The organism is Candidatus Neomarinimicrobiota bacterium, assembly GCA_012964825.1.
Classification (GTDB): Bacteria; Fidelibacterota; Marinisomatia; order Marinisomatales; family S15-B10; genus UBA2125.
On sequence record DTTI01000042.1, the window covers coordinates 51,589 to 67,057 of the forward strand.

Consider the following 15,469-nt stretch of genomic DNA (forward strand, 5'->3'; position numbering starts at 1 on the left):
AATGAACACTACATCTGAAAAACCGGCCCTCAGTCCACTCTTCCAAGACAACGACCTAAACGGGCTGAAAAATGAGATAGATAAAACTGTATCCAGCAAAACCGCTCTTAAACACTTTTTTTTGGATCTTTTTCAATTTTCCGCATCCAATCACCGCACTTATACGGCGCCGGATGATAATAGTGCACACCCCCTCAGAACATTCAATTCTCTCAAGAACTTGGCGGCTCTTAGACTGGAATCTCCTTCCAGACCCATCGTAGAGAAGTCAATAGAGATCTGCCACCAATTTGAGAGAAGTGGTGACAGGCCGGTGAAGCCTGAGTTGAAAGAAGAAGAGCTGCAACAGCCGCTCTTCACCCAGGATTTTCTATGGGCGTTGACTGAAGGTGAGACTGAAAAAGCGAGGCATGAGGCTGCCAAGATAGTGGTTGTTTCGGACAATCCTTCTGCTGTCATGGAAATGGTTATGGAAGTGACAGCCCATCATATGGACGAACTAGGCGCCTTTGTATATGGTGTCTACCGTTCGGCGGTTTTTTGCGGAGGGAAAAAACTGGAACCTTTTTTGGATTTAGTTCTGACAGAAGTGACGAAGCGGACTCGACCCATGGAAGTATCGGATTCACTTCAATACGACAGTTTGCACCCATTTTTGGATGATGTTTTGAGAAATGGCGATGACAGGATTGTCTCTCTTTTCTCCACGGCTTTACGGCTGTGGGACATGGACAGCGTCCGGCAAAGCGGCTACCGGAAAGGGCTAAAGGTGTGGGCTGACAGGAAGTTCAAGCCTAAATCTTTCACAGAAGATAATGGAGTCTCATGGAAAGGTTCACCCGCCGATTCTGTGGTCACAGCTATCGAAGGCAATAATCTATCTCAGTTGGCTCACACTCTTCTCCGGGTCCGTTCCACAGATGATTGGTCTTGGGCCACAGATCTGGCTGAAAAGTGGATCGAATCATTCGAGACCGAAGAATCAGATTTTCTGATGCTTGATTCACTTCAATCTTTTACCAGAGTTGTTCCTGAACAATTTATGCCTTTACTGGCGGTGAGACTTCTCAAAGTGAATGAAACAATCAGTGATAGATGAAACTAGGAAACTATAAAGTTACTTCTCTCGTAACTAGCCGTTTCGGCCTAGACGGCGGCTCAATGTTCGGAGTAATTCCTAAAAGCATGTGGGAAAAGGAGATCACCCCGGATGAAAAAAATAGGGTTCCGATGGTGACGCGATCTCTTTTTCTACAAGGAGAAGGGAAGACCATTCTGGTGGATACAGGCAATGGCGATAAGTGGGATTCAAAAATGAAGGACATCCTAGCCACGGATCCTTTCGCAGTGAACCTTCAAGCAGCTTTGAGCGAATTATCTGTAAAACCCGATGACATTACTGACATCATCTGTACTCATCTCCATTTTGATCACGCCGGCGGGAACACGCGGTTGGATGGCCAGGAGATTGTGCCCGCTTTCCCTAACGCCACCTACTGGCTCCAACGCTCGAACTGGGAGTGGGCCAACGCACCGACAGAAAAAGACCAGGGTAGCTACCGTTCAGAAAACTGGGAAGTGTTAGCCGCAAATGATATGTTCACTTTTCTGGACGGTGAAGAGGAATTTATCGCCGGCATTCAGATTAGAATGTCCCACGGTCACACTCCCGGGCAGATGCATCCTCTCATTTCGGACGGAAATACTACCATTTTCTTTGGCGGCGATCTTTTTCCAACACGACTCCATTTTCGAATCCCTTGTATCATGGCATTTGATAACGAACCTCTCAGGACGCTGGAAGAAAAAAAATTGTTTCTGAATCAGGCCGCAGATGAAGATTGGGGGATCATTTTAGCACATGATCAGAGTACTGAAAGTATTCGGGTGAATCGTGACGGGGAAAAGCATAACATTGAACAAATGACATTAGGCGGTAGAGAAAAGTGAGCAAAGTAGCTGTATTTGTCCGGGACTTTGAACTGGGGACACGAATTGCCGACACCCTTACGTTATTAGGTGAGGCATGCGTTTTCCCCGATGCAGAATCTGACGACACACAAGACGCCAGGGTGGTGATTATCGATCTTGATGATGTTGATCTGAAACCGCTGAATCTGGTTTACAAACTGACAGGTGAATCGCCTGAATTGTCGGTGGTAGGGTGCGCCATCCGAGTATCGAAAAGGTTAATGTATGAAGCGAAAGAGGCCGGGTGCCGATGGGTGTTTCCAAAATCTTCCCTGGTGAGGAACCTACCTGCAGTGCTGGAAAGCGGAGCCTGATGCTGAAAGAATCACAACAGTCAAAGCGGGAGCGCATGGTTCAAGTCATTGACCGATTGAAAAAAGAGTATCCTTCAGCCAAGTGCAGCCTCGATTACAGGGATGCCCACCAGTTATTGGTGTCGACCATCCTTTCGGCACAGTGCACAGACAAGCGAGTAAATATGGTGACACCCGGTCTGTTCAAAAAATATAAGACAGTGGCGGCCTTTGCTTACTGCGACGTCAATGAACTGTCTGAAGATATCCGCTCTACAGGCTATCACAATCAAAAGGCGAAATCTATTCAAGGTACCAGCCTCATGATCCAGGAGGAGTATGAAGGTGAGGTGCCCAGTACCATGGAAGATTTGCTTCAGTTGCCCGGCGTGGGGCGCAAAACAGCCAACTGTGTCCTTGGGACAGTGTTTAATGTCCCTTCCATGGTCATTGATACACATATGGTCAGAATCATGAATCTGCTGGGGTTCACCCAAAAGAAAAATCCTGTCAATATTGAGTTTGAAATTGTTGATATCGCAGAGGAAAAAAATTGGGTTATTCTGACTCATCTTATCATTGAACACGGCCGCAATGTCTGTATAGCCAGACGGCCTCAGTGCTCCGATTGTTGTTTAAGTGATATTTGCCCGTCGTCACTGGTATAGATTAGCGTTTATTTAACGTGGAATTCTTTCCCCCATACTGGCCGCTGACTGTAAATTCACGGAAGCATATTTCAAGGATTAAATTATAGAAATCGGGTTATCAATGCCCTACCTGACAAAAAAATTCAAATATTGCGCTGCTCACCAATATGGCCATTCTGATTGGAGTAACGAAAAAAACAGAGAAGTTTTCGGGGAAGATGCGCGATTGCATGGTCACAATTACGAACTTGAAGTGACCGTTACAGGTAAGATCAATGAAGATACAGGCTTTCTAGCTGACCTTGTTGCACTAAAGAAAATTGTTAACAAAAAAGTGATCGATGTTATTGATCACTCAACCATCGAAAAAGATATTCCCTGGTTTCGGAATAAACAACCTTCCACAGAACATATGGTCATTTGGATGTGGGAGCAGATAGAGCCGGAACTTGAGGATACGAAACTTCATCGGATACGGGTTCGGGAAACACCTACCATATACACTGATTACTACGGCCCCGCCTCTGAATGAGTTTTAAAGAGAGACTTTTTTTATTCCTCAGTGGAGTATTTCTCACTGCGCTGATTTTAGGTAATGTTATCGGTACAACCAAATTTGTAAACGTTTTTGGGCTCACTGTTCCCGCTGGGGTACTGGCCTATCCATTTACCTTCCTCGCCACTGATCTCATCTGTGAGCTTTACGGCAAGAAGCGTGCCCAGACACTTGTCTGGACAGGATTTGCCATGAACTTTTTCATGCTGGGCCTCATGACCTTAGGACATTTTTTTCCAGATGCCGGGGGCGTCTCCGGTGCTACGTCCACTTTTGAATCGGTTTATCAGTTTATGGTGGGGAATGTGATTGCTTCCATGATCGCTTATCTTGTGGCGCAGACAGTGGATGTGCATATGTTTCATTTTTGGAAAAAATTGACCAAAGGGAAGCATCTCTGGCTGAGAAACAATCTTTCCACGACGGCCAGTCAGCTGGTTGATACTACCGCAATACTAACAATCTTGTATTATGCAAATAATTTGGGAAACAATGTAAATACCCTTGGCGATCTCCTGCCACTCATCTATTATTCCTACTTGTTCAAGTTCTTTTTTGCTCTTTTTGATACACCACTGTTTTACCTTGGGGTCTGGGCCTTGAAGCCGAAAGTCCATGAAGATCCGGAAGAGGTATGGAGTTAAAAACGTTTTGGTGAGGAAGCCATATGAAAGGTGATAATCTGGAAAAAATTGAATCGATCATTTCGGATTTGCTGAAAGAGATAGGTGAAAATACCGAACGTGAAGGGCTTATAAAGACGCCGCACAGGGTAGCAAAATCGTGGGTCACATTTGCAAAAGGTTATAATCAGACAGCTGAAGAAATTGTGGGTGATGCTGTGTTCAATGAGAAATGTGATGAGATTATCATAGTCAAAGACATCGATTTTTTCTCACTTTGCGAACACCATTTACTTCCATTCAAAGGGGTCGCCCATGTGGGCTATCTGCCCAAAGATAAGATTATAGGTTTGTCAAAAATTCCCCGGATCGTGGACGTCTATGCCCGAAGGCTTCAGGTTCAGGAAAGATTGACTCAGCAAGTGGCTGACGCACTGCAGAATGTATTGAGCCCCAAAGGTGTGGCAGTAGTTATTGAGGCTGAACATCTTTGCATGCAAATGAGAGGTGTGGAAAAGAAGGCTTCATTTATGATTACATCTGCTGTTCGCGGTGCCTTTCGCAAAAACAATAAGACTCGAGAAGAATTTCTTTCAATCATTGGAAAAGGAAGTACCTGATGGGCCTACTGGGTGCACATGTGAGTGCGGCGGGAGGCGTTGAAAACGCACCAGCAAGAGGTACAGCCATTAATGCTGACGCTATTCAGATCTTTACCGCCAATCAGAACCAGTGGTTCCCCAAAGAACCTGATGAAGAGAACTCAAAAAGGTACCAGCAGGCGATGGAGAAGGAGCGCCCGCAGATGACTGTTAGTCACGCGTCTTATCTATTAAACATGGGTTCTCCTGAAGAAAAAAAATTGAATATGTCACGGCAGGCGTTCCTCAGTGAGCTGAATCGATGCGATGCCTGCGGTGTTGAATATGTAGTCTTTCATCCCGGTTCTCACATGAAGACTGATGAAATGGAATGCCTTTCACGAATTGCAGAGAGCCTCAATTACTGTATGGGTAAAAGACCCGATGGAAAAGTGATTGTTCTAATCGAGAATACTGCTGGTCAAGGGACGAATGTTGGTTATAGGTTTGAACACCTCATCGAAATCATAGAAAATGTAGACCTGAAAGACCGTGTTGGCGTTTGCTTCGATACTCAGCACGGTTTTGCCTCTGGTTATGATATCAGGACTGAAGAAAGATGGAAAGAGACCTTTAAGGAATTCGATAAAACGGTGGGTTTGGAGTGGCTCAAAGTGTTCCATATTAATGATTCTAAGAAAGAGTTTGGTTCTCGAGTGGACCGGCACGAGAATATCGGGAAAGGGCTTCTTACCATGGAAACGTTTTGGTGTCTTGTTAACGATGAAAGGTTTTCAGCGTTACCCATGCTTTTGGAAACACCCGTTGAAGATCCTTCTGGCTATGCGGTGGAACTGGAACTTTTGCGAAAACTGGAAGGATCGAAGAAGCCGGCAAGGTAGTTATGAGCAACAAGTTTGACATCGTGGTTGTGGGTGGCGGTCCCGGCGGCTATGTGGCCGCCATCCGGGCGGCGCAACTGGGTAAATCGGTGGCAGTGGTGGAAAAGGATGCCCTTGGTGGCATCTGTCTGAACTGGGGATGTATTCCAACAAAGTCCCTGCTTAAAGATTCAGAAGTGCTTTATTTAATAAAGAATGCCGACAAATACGGCATTAATGTTAACGGTTATTCTGTCAATTTCGGCACTTCCGTGAAACGAAGCCGGAGAGCTGCCAAGCGCCTTTCCAAAGGGGTCGAATATCTGCTCAAGAAAAACAAGGTTGAATTAATGATCGGGACAGCATCATTAAAGTCGGCCGCAGAAGTGGAAGTCGCAGGCGCCAAAGGCAAGAAGAAGACAGTTATTCGGAGCGATAATGTGATCATCGCTTCAGGGGCTCGCGATCTGGAGCTTCCGGGGCTTGAACCAGACGGGAAACGTGTGATTTCATCCAAAAAGGCCATGGTTTTGGATGATATACCGAAAAGTATTATTATAATCGGTGGCGGTGCTATAGGTGTGGAATTCGCCAGTTTTTTCAGAGAATACGGTACGGAGGTGCATCTGGTTGAAATGCTGCCTGACTTACTTCCGGTGGAAGATGCGGAAGTCTCCATCCTTTTAAAGAAGTCATTTGAGGAGCGTGGAATGTATGTTCATACCTCAACAAAAGTGGAGAAAATTAACCGCCTAAAGACGAAAGTGAAGGTACAGGTCACAAAAGAGAGTGGTAAGGAGGGGTTAGAGGCACAGCTGGCCCTGGTTGCCATTGGTGTTCAAGGAAATGTTGAAGGACTCGGGCTTGAAAAAGTTGGCGTTAATGTGGACGAGAGTTACATCCAAGTGAATGAAGTTTGCCAAACATCGGTACCTAACATCTATGCTGTCGGCGATGTAATCGGCCCACCGTGGCTTGCCCATGTGGCCTCGGCGGAGGGCCGCGTGGCGGCGGAGCATATTTGTGGCAAGCAACCTAAGCCTTTAGATTATGGAAACATCCCTGGTTGTACCTACTGCCGTCCCCAGGTAGCATCAGTGGGGATGACTGAAAAAGCAGCCACGGATACTGGGTACAGTTTAAGGATTGGCCGGTTTCCCATGAAGGCCAGCGGGAAAGCCTTGGCGGTGGGAGAGTCGGAAGGAATGGTTAAGGTTATATTTGATGAACAATACGGCGAGTTGCTGGGATGCCATATCATTGGTCCTGAAGCGACGGAACTTATTGCTGAAGCGGGAGCTGTGAGGACGTTAGAGACGACCTATGAAGAAATTCTCAATACAGTACATGCCCACCCCACGATCTCTGAATGTTTCATGGAAGCGGTGGCGGATGCCTATGATGAGGCCATTCATATCTGAGCATGATAGACTTGAATGAAAAGACACTTGATGTAGTTCGCCTTGGTAGGCGGAAATATGATGAAGTGTGGGAGAAGCAAAAAGAACTGGTTAATCAGCGGCGTTTTGGTACAGTTTCTGACACTCTGATCCTGGTGGAGCACGATCCCGTTTACACTCTGGGGAAAAATTCTAATGAAAATCATCTGTTGCAAACAAGGGACAGGCATGTTCCCGTTTACCAAATTGAGCGGGGAGGAGACGTCACTTTTCACGGGCCGGGGCAGTTGGTGGGGTATCCCATCCTGGACCTCCACCACCACCACCTCAGCGTCAGCTGGTATATGCGAACGCTGGAAGAAATACTGATTCAGACTCTGGGACAGTTTGGTATTGAGGCCCGGTGCAGAGAGGGACTCACCGGTGTCTGGGTGAGAGAAGAGAAGATCGCAGCCTTGGGCGTTCGGCTTTCCAGATGGATTTCCATGCACGGATTTGCACTGAACGTGAATACAGACCTCAAATTCTTCGACGGCATCATCCCTTGCGGGATTTTTGAATATGATGTCACATCCATGTCACAAATCCTTGGGGAAGAGGTGAGCTTAGTGGAAGTAGAAGAGACCCTCATTACAATTTTTCGTTTATTGTTCAGTTTTCAAGAATGTGAGGCGGCCCTTGCCTAGGCTACACGGATTTACCAAAAAGCGCCTCCTTGATGTTTACCATCTCATGGCTCAGTCTAGAAAATTAGATGAGAAGATGCTCATCCTTTTGAGGCAGGGCAAAAGCTTTTTCCACATCGGTGGATCCGGACATGAAGCGGCCCAGTTGGCAGCAGCTGAAGTGATGCGGCCTGCGGAAGACTGGGCCTATCCCTACTATCGTGATTTAGCACTCTGCCTCGGACTTGGAATGACCGGCAGGGAACAGTTCCTCAGCTCTCTGGCTCGGGATGAGGATCCCAATTCGGGTGGAAGGCAGATGCCTGCTCACTATTGCAAAAAAGACTTGAGGATTGTCAGTCAATCCAGCGCAACCGCCAGTCAGTTTCTCCAGGCTGTAGGTTGTGCCATGGCCGTTGTGCGAGAAGGGACCAAAGAGGTTGTTTATGTTTCGTCGGGGGAGGGATCCACCAGCGAGGGAGATTATCACGAAGCTCTGAACTGGGCGAGCCGGGAAAGGCTGCCTGTCATATTTCACATTGAGGATAACAAATATGCCATTTCTGTTCACGTCAGTGAGCAGACCGCCGGGTCGGTACACGACTTGGCTGCCGGTTATGAACATCTGGCACGATTCCAGGTTGACGGTACAGATTTCTTCGAGTCTCACCTTGCTTTCCAAAAGGCGGCTGACCGGGCCAGAAAAGGGAAGGGTCCCAGCGTTGTTGTGAGTGATGTGGTGCGACTACTTTCCCACTCATCCTCAGATGACCAGCGGAAATACAGAAGCAAAAAGGAGCTGGAAGCTGATAGGAAGCGCGACCCCATTCTCCGTCTCCGCAAAGAGTGCATTGAAGTTGGTATTGCTACAGAAAAAGATTTCGACAAGATTGATGCAGAGATAGCGGCACAGGTGGACGCTGATGCCGAGTGGGCTGAAAGCCGTCCGCACCCGGCTCCGGAGACCGCCACGGATCACGTTTACAGCAACAATACGCTGCCTGAGTCAGGTGAGAAAAAGAGTATTTCGGAAAAGATTGTAATGGTGGATGCCATCAACCACGCCCTCCACGAAGAGATGGCCAACAATGATAAAATGGTCATCTACGGGGAAGATATTGCTGATGACAAGGGGGGCGTCTTTACTGCCACGAAAGGGCTTACGAAAAAGTTTGGTAAGCAACGTGTCTTCAATTCACCGCTAGCTGAATCCTCCATTGTGGGTACCGCCATTGGTATGGCTTGTGCCGGATGGAAGCCGGTGGTGGAGATTCAGTTCTGTGATTACATCTGGTACGCCATGATGCAGATCCGGAACGAACTGGCCTCCATCCGTTATCGTTCCAACAATACGTGGAGCTGCCCGGCGGTCATTCGTGTTCCCGTGGGTGGCTACATCCATGGCGGTCTCTGTCACAGCCAGTCTATTGATGGGTTTTTTCTTCACATGCCGGGTGTTCGCCTGGCGTACCCCTCTAACGCGGAAGATGCGAAAGGTCTCTTGAAGATGGCGTGCCGGATGGACGATCCGGTCATTTTTATGGAGCATAAGGGGCTGTACCGCTACGCCCCGGCCACAACGCCTGAACCTGATAAGAATTATCTGCTCCCGTTCGGCCAGGCTCGTGTTGTGCAGGAGGGAAATGATTTAACCATCGTCACCTTAGGGATGATGGTTTATAAGAGTCTTGAGGCGGCGAAAACAGTGGCTTCCACCGTTGGTGCTTCGGTAGAAATCATTGATCTTCGTACTCTGAATCCCATGGACATGGAGACAGTCCGGGCGTCCATCGAAAAGACCAACAAAGTGATGGTTGTTCATGAAGATAACCTAACAAACGGCCCTGGCGCCGAGATTTCGGCCATTATTGCCGACGAATTTTTTGAACTATTGGATGGTCCGGTCCGCCGGGTGGCATCGAAGGACAGTCATATTGGGTTCAGCCCAATGTTGGAGGATGCCATTTTACCGCAAACCGAAGAGATTGTGCAGGTCGCGGAGGAGTTACTGGAATACTAAACATAAGAGCGAGTTATGCTAGTTGATGTCATAATGCCAAAGCTCGGTGAGTCCATCACCGAAGGGACCATTATTCAGTGGCGAAAAAATGTGGGTGATACCATCGAAAAGGATGAGATACTTCTTGAAATCGGTACCGACAAGGTCGATTCAGAAATTCCCTCACCTGCGGTTGGAATTATTAAAGAGATACTTGCCCAGCCCAATGATATTCTCCCCGTTAATGAAGTAATAGCACGGATCGAAACGGACGGCAACGGATCGGCAGAATCTGCCATGGCTGAAGAAGTACCAAAAGTTGAAGAGGTGCCTACTATTGAGACGCCGTCTGTTTCTTCCGATCCACCTGCCCCTCCACCGCCCGTTGCAGTTAACGGTAGTAAGAGGACTTTCTACACACCTCTTGTGCGGGCTATCGCCCGCCGGGAGGGCGTTTCCGATTCAGAGCTTACCTCAATCTCTGGTACAGGCAGGGGCGGTCGGGTAACGAAGGGAGATATAATGGTCTATCTGCAGGCGCGGACTGCATCGCCACCTGTCCCGGGGCCACTTCCTCCGGCCGCTCCCACCCCACCCCCTGCTGTGATTATGGATGACCGGGTGGAGGAGATGGATCGCATGCGCCAGATAATCGCAGAACATATGCGGCACAGCATTGACACTTCCGCTCATGCCTACATTGTTTCTGACTGTGATGTGACAAACATTGTTGAGTACGTCAAAAGTAGACAGGATGCTTTTCTCGCCAGAGAGGGCTTTAAGCTCACCTATACACCCTTTATTGTATTAGCGGTGGTGAAGGCCATTCAAACTCTTCCCAAAGTCAACGCTTCTTTGGACGGGACGAATGTTGTCTTTAAGAAAAACATCAACATCGGTATGGCGGTGGCCATGGAAAAGGGACTCATAGTTCCGGTGATCCCGAATTGCGAGGAGCTGAATTTCCTCGGCCTTTGCCGAAAGGTGAACGATCTTGCTATCCGGGGACGGGCCAACAAAATTACGCCTGACGAACTTCAGGGGTCCACATTCACCGTTTCCAATTTTGGAGTTTTCGGCAATGTCTTTGGCATGCCCATTATTAATCAGCCGAACTCTGCCATTTTGGGTGTAGGTGCTATAAAGAAACAACCTGTGGTGAGGGAAACTGCAGTCGGAGACGCCATTGTGATCCGCTCAATCTGCTACCTTTCTCTCGGGATCGATCACCGGCTCCTGGACGGCGCTGACGGCGGCCGGTTTCTCCAAACTTTAGTGGACGGATTGGAATTTATGGACACTTCCGTACTTTTATAGGGACTGATGTCAAATTTTATCACCCAACCAAAGTCCATTGCCAACAGCCGAAAACCGTACGGCCATGGAAAAGGGACTCATAGTTCCGGTGATCCCGAATTGCGAGGAGCTGAATTTCCTCGGCCTTTGCCGAAAGGTGAACGATCTTGCTATCCGGGGACGGGCCAACAAAATTACGCCTGACGAACTTCAGGGGTCCACATTCACCGTTTCCAATTTTGGAGTTTTCGGCAATGTCTTTGGCATGCCCATTATTAATCAGCCGAACTCTGCCATTTTGGGTGTAGGTGCTATAAAGAAACAACCTGTGGTGAGGGAAACTGCAGTCGGAGACGCCATTGTGATCCGCTCAATCTGCTACCTTTCTCTCGGGATCGATCACCGGCTCCTGGACGGCGCTGACGGCGGCCGGTTTCTCCAAACTTTAGTGGACGGATTGGAATTTATGGACACTTCCGTACTTTTATAGGGACTGATGTCAAATTTTATCACCCAACCAAAGTCCATTGCCAACAGCCGAAAACCGTACTGGTTGAAGACGCAGGTCAGAACGGGTGAGAATTTCAAGGAGTTGAAGCAGATGGTGAAACAGGGCAACCTCAACACCGTTTGTGAAGAGGCGCTCTGTCCCAATATTTACGAATGCTGGGAGCGTCGTTCAGCCACACTAATGATCTTGGGTGACGTCTGTACTCGTTCCTGCGGTTTTTGCAGCGTCATCACCGGTAAGCCGATCTGGGATGATCCGGATGAACCACGCCGCACCGCCTTGGCTGTTAAACAGATGGGGTTGAAACACTGTGTCGTCACATCCGTCAATCGGGACGAACTACCGGATAGCGGTGCCGCTATCTGGGCCGAGACCATCAGATTGATCCGCCGCGTCAATCCCCATTGCAGTGTGGAAGTGCTGATTCCTGATATGCGCAATGAGGACTGGCCACTCCAGACTGTTTTTGAGGCGAGGCCTACAATCCTTGGGCACAATATGGAGACGGTACCGCGGATGTACAGTATCGTAAGACCGCAGGCAAAATATGAATGGTCACTGTCCGTCTTGAAGAAATCAAAAGGGTTTGGTCTCAGAACCAAGACGGCGATCATGCTGGGCCTCGGTGAACAAGCTGAGGAAATCTTTGCCCTTATGGAAGATATTGCTCAGACGGGTTGTGATATTCTGGCGATTGGGCAATACCTTCAGCCCACAAAAGAGCATCATCCTGTGGAACGCTACGTTCATCCTGATGAATTTGATGTTTACAGAAAAACGGGTCTGGAGATGGGCTTCAGCTGGGTGGAGGCGGGTCCCCTCGTTAGAAGCTCATATCATGCCGATGAACAGGCTACCATGAGTACCATAACCACCCGTGTCTGAACAGAAGCTTTTTACATACGGTATCATTCTTGCCGGGGGGATCGCCATGGCCTGGTTGATCAATTCCCTCTCGGCACCTTCCCCATCTTTGGCACCACAACCGGCACCGGCCCAACCGGTTTCCGCAATGGCCAGTTCGAGAGTGCGGATTGGTGAGTTGACGGCAAGGGTTAATGAAGGGTGGATCCGGGAAGCGCCATCTTCCTCCATGCGGTTGACACAGTTTCGACTTCCTTCCATTGAGGGAGTCGTTGATGATGCAGAACTGGCGGTCTTTTCAAGCATCGGGGGAAGTATTCAGGATAACCTCAGCCGCTGGTTCGGTCAATTCAGCCAGCCCGACGGCTCTGACTCTCAGGAGAAGGCCCGGGTACAGGAATTTTCCGTTGACGGTATGTCCGCGACCATCGCTGACCTTACTGGGACATTCACGGGAGGTGGCATGCCCATGTCTCAACCGGTGGAGAAAAAAAACTATCGCCTTTTGGCGGCTATTGTGGTGGGAGTGTCCGATGTTTACTATTTTAAACTGGTGGGTCCAGAAAAGACAGTGGAACGGTGGGCCACCAGTTTCGGCGAGTTCATCGGGAATCTTCGTGCTCTAACTCAATAAAACAGACATTTTGGCATTATTTTCTGACAAATGTTGCTATTGAGTGGTCGTGGCACACTCTTTGCTCTCCCTTTTTATGTCCGTAAATTGTAATGAAAGGAATGTGCCATGACAGTTAAGAAGGCAACAGAGAGCATCGAAAACAACGGAACAGTAAGCGGATCACCGGAAACTTATCCGGTGATGCCCCTCCGAAACACCGTTCTTTTCCCTCAGCAGGTAATTCCCACCTATATCGGCCGTGACCGATCGCTCAAGCTTATTGAGGATCTCCCCACTGGAAAGAAAATGATTGTTGTGGTGGCACAGCAGGATGGTGCACTGGAAAATCCCGGAACCGATGAACTCTATGAATGGGGTACTCTGGCCATGGTGTTGAAAGTTTTTGACATGCCGGATAACAGCAAATCAGCCATTATTCAGGGTGTGGATCGTGTAAAGGTGCTGTCGTTCATTCAGCAAGAGCCTTATTTCAAGGCGGCTATTCAACGTGTGGAAGACACGGAGATCGAGGGGATAGAATCGGAGGCCATGTCTAAGTCCATTCGAAACGTATTTCAAGATCTGGTGAAGGTGGCACCTTACCTCACCGAAGAACATTCAGGCGTCCTCAGCTCCATTTCAAAACCAGGACGGCTGGCCGACAGAGTTATTTCGCTGGTGACCATCCCTACCTTGGAGAAGCAGGAAATTCTCGAAGAGATGGATGTGAAGGAACGTCTGGAAAAAGCGACGCTTTTGTTAAACAGGGAAATTCAGCGAATCAACCTTGGTGAAAAGATCCAGACGGAAGTTCAAGATGAAATATCCAAATCTCAGCGGGAGTACTACCTCCGCGAACAACTCAAAGCCATCCGTCGAGAATTGGGAGAAGAGGATGAAACGGCAGAACTGACGGAACTAGAAGAGAAGATCAAAGATGCGAAAATGAGTGAAGAAGCGGAAAAAGTCGCCATGAAAGAGCTGGATCGCCTCAGCAAGATACCGCCACAATCACCTGAGTATTCCGTTTCCAGGACATATTTGGACTGGTTGCTGGAGGTCCCGTGGAGCACATCCACGAAGGATCGTGTTGATACGAAGGAGGCGAAAAAGATCCTCGATGACGATCACTATGGTTTGGACGATGTGAAAGAGCGAATCGTTGAATACTTGGCTGTCCGAAAGCTGAAAAAAGAAAAGACTGATGACGGCCGCGTCAAAGGTCCTATCCTCTGTTTTGTAGGCCCTCCAGGGGTTGGAAAAACATCTCTTGGCCGGTCCATTGCTCGTTCCATGGGGCGTGAATTTGTGAGAATTTCCCTCGGCGGCGTCCGGGATGAAGCTGAAATCCGCGGCCACCGTCGGACCTACATTGGTGCACTGCCCGGAAGGATCATCCAGAGCCTTAAAAGAGCGGGGACGAATAACCCCATATTTATGCTGGATGAAATCGACAAAGTGGGGGCCGACTTCCGCGGTGATCCTTCATCGGCGCTTTTGGAAGTGCTAGATCCGGAACAGAACTTCTCCTTTAGTGACCACTACCTTGAGGTACCGTTTGATCTGAGTAATGTGATGTTCATCTCCACTGCGAACTTGCAGGACCCCATTATCCCGGCACTTCGTGACAGGATGGAGATTCTCGAATTTTCCGGCTATATCGAACAGGAGAAGATTCAGATTGCACGACAGTATCTTATCCCAAAGCAGTTGGAGGAGAACGCTCTCAGTAAAAGCGATTGCAGCTTCACTGAAGCGGGAATCAAGGAGCTGATCCGATCTTATACCCGAGAGGCGGGTGTCCGTAATCTGGAGCGGGAAATTTCCAACGTCTTTCGCAAGGTGGCCCGGAAACGGGCGGACGGGATGACCAAATCTGTGAAAATTACTAAGTCGGCTGTGGAGAAATATCTCGGTGCACCACGGTTCTACGCTGAGATGGCCGAGAGGATGAAAAAAGCGGGTGTTGTTATTGGCCTCGCCTGGACTTCTGTCGGAGGCGATATTCTTTTTATTGAAGCATCTAAGATGCCCGGAAAGGGCGGCCTTACACTCACAGGAAAGTTGGGTGATGTCATGAAAGAATCGGCTACTGCGGCCCTGTCGTACGTGCGGGCTAATGCGCAACAACTGGGACTCGATCCCAAGTTTCATGAGACAACTGACATTCACGTCCATGTTCCGGCCGGTGCCATTCCAAAGGACGGTCCTTCGGCAGGAACAGCAATTTTCATTGCCATCCTTTCTCTTCTTACAAAACAGCCCGTTAAGAATATACTCGCCATGACCGGGGAGATCACGCTCCGTGGGGTAGTATTACCTGTAGGTGGTATCCGTGAAAAGGTGACAGCGGCACACCGTTCTGGAATACGAGAAATAATCCTGCCTCACTTCAATCAGAAGGATTTGGAAGAAATACCTGAAAAGGTGGTTAAGGATATAAAGTTCCACTTCGTCAAAGATCTGAGCGAGGTGATCAAACACGCTTTTCCGACACAACTAGTAAAACGGAGAAAGAGGCGGCCTTCCGCCACAGCCACGCAAGTGGCAGAAGCTTAAATTT

General features: G+C 48.5%; 16 protein-coding genes. All 16 read left to right on the plus strand.

Annotated elements, in window-relative coordinates:
• Position 1: 1 nt before the first annotated feature.
• The 16 genes from EYO21_04660 to lon all read left to right on the plus strand — a co-directional run bounded on the left by EYO21_04660 (position 2) and on the right by lon (position 15,465).
• The gene (locus EYO21_04660) at positions 2-1,099 is read left to right on the plus strand and encodes a hypothetical protein (GenBank protein HIB03101.1); all 1,098 of its coding nucleotides are present in this window, start codon (positions 2-4) and stop codon (positions 1,097-1,099) included.
• A complete protein-coding gene (locus EYO21_04665) occupies positions 1,096-1,950 on the plus strand; it encodes an MBL fold metallo-hydrolase (protein HIB03102.1) in 855 nt (284 codons plus the stop codon). Before EYO21_04660 ends, EYO21_04665 begins: the two co-directional genes overlap by 4 nt.
• Positions 1,947-2,285 (plus strand): hypothetical protein, encoded by a 339-nt coding sequence (locus tag EYO21_04670; protein ID HIB03103.1) that lies wholly within the window; start codon positions 1,947-1,949, stop codon positions 2,283-2,285. Before EYO21_04665 ends, EYO21_04670 begins: the two co-directional genes overlap by 4 nt.
• Positions 2,286-2,287: 2 nt before the next feature.
• The gene (gene nth, locus EYO21_04675) at positions 2,288-2,932 is read left to right on the plus strand and encodes an endonuclease III (GenBank protein ID HIB03104.1); all 645 of its coding nucleotides are present in this window, start codon (positions 2,288-2,290) and stop codon (positions 2,930-2,932) included.
• A 103-nt stretch (positions 2,933-3,035) separates the two neighbouring features.
• Positions 3,036-3,446, plus strand: coding sequence for a 6-carboxytetrahydropterin synthase (locus EYO21_04680; protein ID HIB03105.1), 411 nt, complete (start codon positions 3,036-3,038; stop codon positions 3,444-3,446).
• A complete protein-coding gene (locus EYO21_04685; protein ID HIB03106.1) occupies positions 3,443-4,114 on the plus strand; it encodes a VUT family protein in 672 nt (223 codons plus the stop codon). Before EYO21_04680 ends, EYO21_04685 begins: the two co-directional genes overlap by 4 nt.
• A 23-nt stretch (positions 4,115-4,137) precedes the next feature.
• Positions 4,138-4,713, plus strand: a complete 576-nt coding sequence (gene folE / locus EYO21_04690; protein ID HIB03107.1) for a GTP cyclohydrolase I FolE — start codon at positions 4,138-4,140, stop codon at positions 4,711-4,713.
• Positions 4,713-5,576: a deoxyribonuclease IV gene (locus tag EYO21_04695; protein ID HIB03108.1), complete on the plus strand. Its 864-nt coding sequence runs from the start codon at positions 4,713-4,715 to the stop codon at positions 5,574-5,576. Before folE ends, EYO21_04695 begins: the two co-directional genes overlap by 1 nt.
• 2 nt (positions 5,577-5,578) lie before the next feature.
• Positions 5,579-6,976 carry a dihydrolipoyl dehydrogenase gene (gene lpdA / locus EYO21_04700; protein ID HIB03109.1) on the plus strand — a complete coding sequence of 466 codons (1,398 nt, stop codon included), beginning with the start codon at positions 5,579-5,581 and terminating at the stop codon, positions 6,974-6,976.
• A 2-nt stretch (positions 6,977-6,978) separates the two neighbouring features.
• Complete coding sequence (lipB, locus tag EYO21_04705) at positions 6,979-7,641, plus strand: lipoyl(octanoyl) transferase LipB (protein HIB03110.1); 663 nt, start codon at positions 6,979-6,981, stop codon at positions 7,639-7,641.
• Between the two features lie 46 nt (positions 7,642-7,687).
• Positions 7,688-9,640, plus strand: a complete 1,953-nt coding sequence (locus tag EYO21_04710; GenBank protein ID HIB03111.1) for a tungsten formylmethanofuran dehydrogenase — start codon at positions 7,688-7,690, stop codon at positions 9,638-9,640.
• Between the two features lie 15 nt (positions 9,641-9,655).
• Positions 9,656-10,936, plus strand: a complete 1,281-nt coding sequence (locus EYO21_04715; GenBank protein ID HIB03112.1) for a 2-oxo acid dehydrogenase subunit E2 — start codon at positions 9,656-9,658, stop codon at positions 10,934-10,936.
• Between the two features lie 64 nt (positions 10,937-11,000).
• On the plus strand, positions 11,001-11,405 hold the full coding sequence (locus tag EYO21_04720) for a hypothetical protein (GenBank protein HIB03113.1): 405 nt from the start codon (positions 11,001-11,003) through the stop codon (positions 11,403-11,405).
• 6 nt (positions 11,406-11,411) lie between these two features.
• Positions 11,412-12,311: a lipoyl synthase gene (lipA, locus tag EYO21_04725; protein HIB03114.1), complete on the plus strand. Its 900-nt coding sequence runs from the start codon at positions 11,412-11,414 to the stop codon at positions 12,309-12,311.
• Positions 12,304-12,924, plus strand: a complete 621-nt coding sequence (locus EYO21_04730) for a hypothetical protein (GenBank protein ID HIB03115.1) — start codon at positions 12,304-12,306, stop codon at positions 12,922-12,924. The genes lipA and EYO21_04730 overlap by 8 nt, the downstream gene beginning before the upstream one ends.
• A gap of 108 nt (positions 12,925-13,032) precedes the next feature.
• The gene (gene lon / locus EYO21_04735; GenBank protein HIB03116.1) at positions 13,033-15,465 is read left to right on the plus strand and encodes an endopeptidase La; all 2,433 of its coding nucleotides are present in this window, start codon (positions 13,033-13,035) and stop codon (positions 15,463-15,465) included.
• Positions 15,466-15,469: the final 4 nt, after the last annotated feature.

Bases quoted from the DNA above. Each gene is read 5' to 3' on its own strand.
- EYO21_04660 (HIB03101.1), top strand. From the start codon at position 2: ATGAACACTACATCTGAAAAACCGGCCCTCAGTCCACTCTTCCAAGAC.
- EYO21_04665 (HIB03102.1), top strand. From the start codon at position 1,096: ATGAAACTAGGAAACTATAAAGTTACTTCTCTCGTAACTAGCCGTTTC.
- EYO21_04680 (HIB03105.1), top strand. From the start codon at position 3,036: ATGCCCTACCTGACAAAAAAATTCAAATATTGCGCTGCTCACCAATAT.
- EYO21_04685 (HIB03106.1), top strand. From the start codon at position 3,443: ATGAGTTTTAAAGAGAGACTTTTTTTATTCCTCAGTGGAGTATTTCTC.
- folE (HIB03107.1), top strand. From the start codon at position 4,138: ATGAAAGGTGATAATCTGGAAAAAATTGAATCGATCATTTCGGATTTG.
- EYO21_04695 (HIB03108.1), top strand. From the start codon at position 4,713: ATGGGCCTACTGGGTGCACATGTGAGTGCGGCGGGAGGCGTTGAAAAC.
- lpdA (HIB03109.1), top strand. From the start codon at position 5,579: ATGAGCAACAAGTTTGACATCGTGGTTGTGGGTGGCGGTCCCGGCGGC.
- lipB (HIB03110.1), top strand. From the start codon at position 6,979: ATGATAGACTTGAATGAAAAGACACTTGATGTAGTTCGCCTTGGTAGG.
- EYO21_04710 (HIB03111.1), top strand. From the start codon at position 7,688: ATGGCTCAGTCTAGAAAATTAGATGAGAAGATGCTCATCCTTTTGAGG.
- EYO21_04715 (HIB03112.1), top strand. From the start codon at position 9,656: ATGCTAGTTGATGTCATAATGCCAAAGCTCGGTGAGTCCATCACCGAA.
- EYO21_04720 (HIB03113.1), top strand. From the start codon at position 11,001: ATGGAAAAGGGACTCATAGTTCCGGTGATCCCGAATTGCGAGGAGCTG.
- lipA (HIB03114.1), top strand. From the start codon at position 11,412: ATGTCAAATTTTATCACCCAACCAAAGTCCATTGCCAACAGCCGAAAA.
- lon (HIB03116.1), top strand. From the start codon at position 13,033: ATGACAGTTAAGAAGGCAACAGAGAGCATCGAAAACAACGGAACAGTA.